This window comes from Magnetospirillum sp. WYHS-4 (genome assembly GCA_039908345.1).
In the GTDB taxonomy this organism is placed as follows: domain Bacteria; phylum Pseudomonadota; class Alphaproteobacteria; order Rhodospirillales; family GLO-3; genus JAMOBD01.
This window is the reverse complement of sequence record JAMOBD010000137.1, coordinates 1-2,044: the sequence shown is the minus strand read 5'-3', so window position 1 is coordinate 2,044 and position 2,044 is coordinate 1. Positions and strand designations below refer to the sequence as shown.

Annotated in this window: 1 protein-coding gene; it reads right to left on the bottom strand. The window is 64.2% G+C overall.

The window, feature by feature from the left end; translation table 11 throughout:
• A partial coding sequence (locus H7841_18295; GenBank protein ID MEO5338809.1) for a hypothetical protein occupies nt 1–2,044 on the bottom strand: 2,044 nt, incomplete at both ends.

The following is a 2,044-nucleotide window of genomic DNA, read 5'->3' as shown; positions in this document are numbered from 1 at the left end:
ATTCCCGAGGTGCCGTCGAGGGTGGCGGGAGAGAGCATGCCCCCGATCTGGGCGCGGAAGTCCTCGTTCACCGAGTCGGCATGAATGCGCAGGACGTCGCCGCCGGTTCCCCCCACCAGGGTCAAATAGCCGCCGCCGGTCTCGCCCGCGTCGGCCTGGGAAAGGGTCATATCGACGGTATGGCCCTGCAATTCGATCCGCTCGATGCCGGACACGGTGGCATTCCGGAAATCGGTATCGGCGGTGACGCGGAGCGTGTCGATGCCGGTGCCGCCGATGATGGTTTCCCCCGCCGCCACATCCCCCGTGTTGAACTGGAAGACGTCGTTGCCGGCACCGCCGAGCAGCCGATCCGTTCCCGTGCCGCCGGTGAGGGTATCGTTGCCGGAGTTGGCGGACAGCACGTCGTCGCCAGCGCCGCCCGCCAGGATATCGGCCCCGGAACCACCGCTCAGAATATCGGCGACGCTCGACCCGGTGAAATTCACGGTCGTGGAAGCGTAGGTGCCATAGAGCCACAACACGGCGCCATGGCCACCCGTCCAGCCGGGTCCATCGCCCCAATCCTGGTACGTCTTGCCGCTGGAGGCATCCAGGTTCAGACCCACATAGGTATCGGTAAAGCCTTTCACCTTGATGACCGCGCCCTGGTTGCTCACGCTGCCGCCGTCGAAGTCAATCCAGGAACTTGCGCCGGTCATGTCGCCCCCGGCATCGATGGTCGTCAGGGCATCGAACTGGACCTTCAACAGGGACACATTGGGTGACGGACTGGTGGACGGTGCATCGATCTTCAGTTGTTCGATGGTGTTGAAGGTCCACGCCGGGGTCAGATCGAAGCTGCCTCGAACGAGCACGGTATCGGTGCCGGCGCCGCCCACCAGGGTCTGAGGGCTGGTGCTCCGAAGGTCGAAGGTGTTGTTGCCGGCATCGCCGACGATGCTTCGCACATTGTTGCCCGCGACGATGCCCTCGATACCCGACAAGGTATCGTTGCCGTTGCTGCTGCTGGCGGTTCCCGCCGCCAGATCGACATACACGTACCCAGGGTGGCCGATATAATAGGCGAGGTCATGGCCCGCGCCGCCGTCGATGACATCGTTGCCCAAGCCGCCTTCCAGGGTGTCATCGCCGCTGGTTCCGGTTAGGGTGTCGTCACCCCCGCCGCCCGCCAGGATAAGCGTGTCGTCCGTTCCCCAGTTGATCAGGTTCAAGCCCGACAGGTCGTTGACGCCCAGCGTCACCGCGCTGCCCGCCCCATCAATGGTGATATCGGCGAGTTGCGCCGCCGTGGCGTAGAGGGTGGCGCTGCTTCCCGTGAAGGCGATCTGCTCGACTCCCGAGAAAGAGCCGGCGTTCCGAATATCCGCCCAACCCGAGACCAGGAGTGTATCGGTGCCGCTGCCGCCGCCAAGCGTGTGGGTGGCGGCGGAGGTTCCCGAAACTTGAAGGATATCGTTCCCCGCGCCGCCCAGCATGACGGGCAAGGCGTCCTGGGCGACGAGGGTATCGTTCCCGCTGCCGCCGATCAGGCCTGTATTGCCCCACCAATAATAGGAATACGGATCGAGAGCGAGGTCGTCGCTGTGCTCCGATCCGTCCAGGATGATCGAGGCGATTCCGTCGCCAGAGGCAAAGGCGTACTCCCAACCCTCGCCATCCAGCTTGACCACCAGCTTCTGCCCGGCGGCACCGTCCAGCGAACCGATGGTCAGATTCCCGCCCAGCGCGGTCAATTGGGACAGATTGACGGTTCCGTGGGTATTCTCCCCCTGGAAGCCGAACCCCTGGATATTGGCAAGCGAGGCGCCCCTCAGGTCATTGTTTCCAGTCAGGTAAAGGGAATTGCCGTTGGCAGCGTAGCCGCCACCGTCGATGACCTCCCCCGCCTGGACGTGTCCGGCCGCCAGATGGAAATTGTTGTCGCCGGCATCGCCGATCAGGGTATCGGCATGGGCCGATCCTTCGATATCCTCGATGTTCGACAGGCTATCGGTTCCGGCCCCGCCACTGGCGGTTCCCTGGGCCAGGTCGACCGTCACGG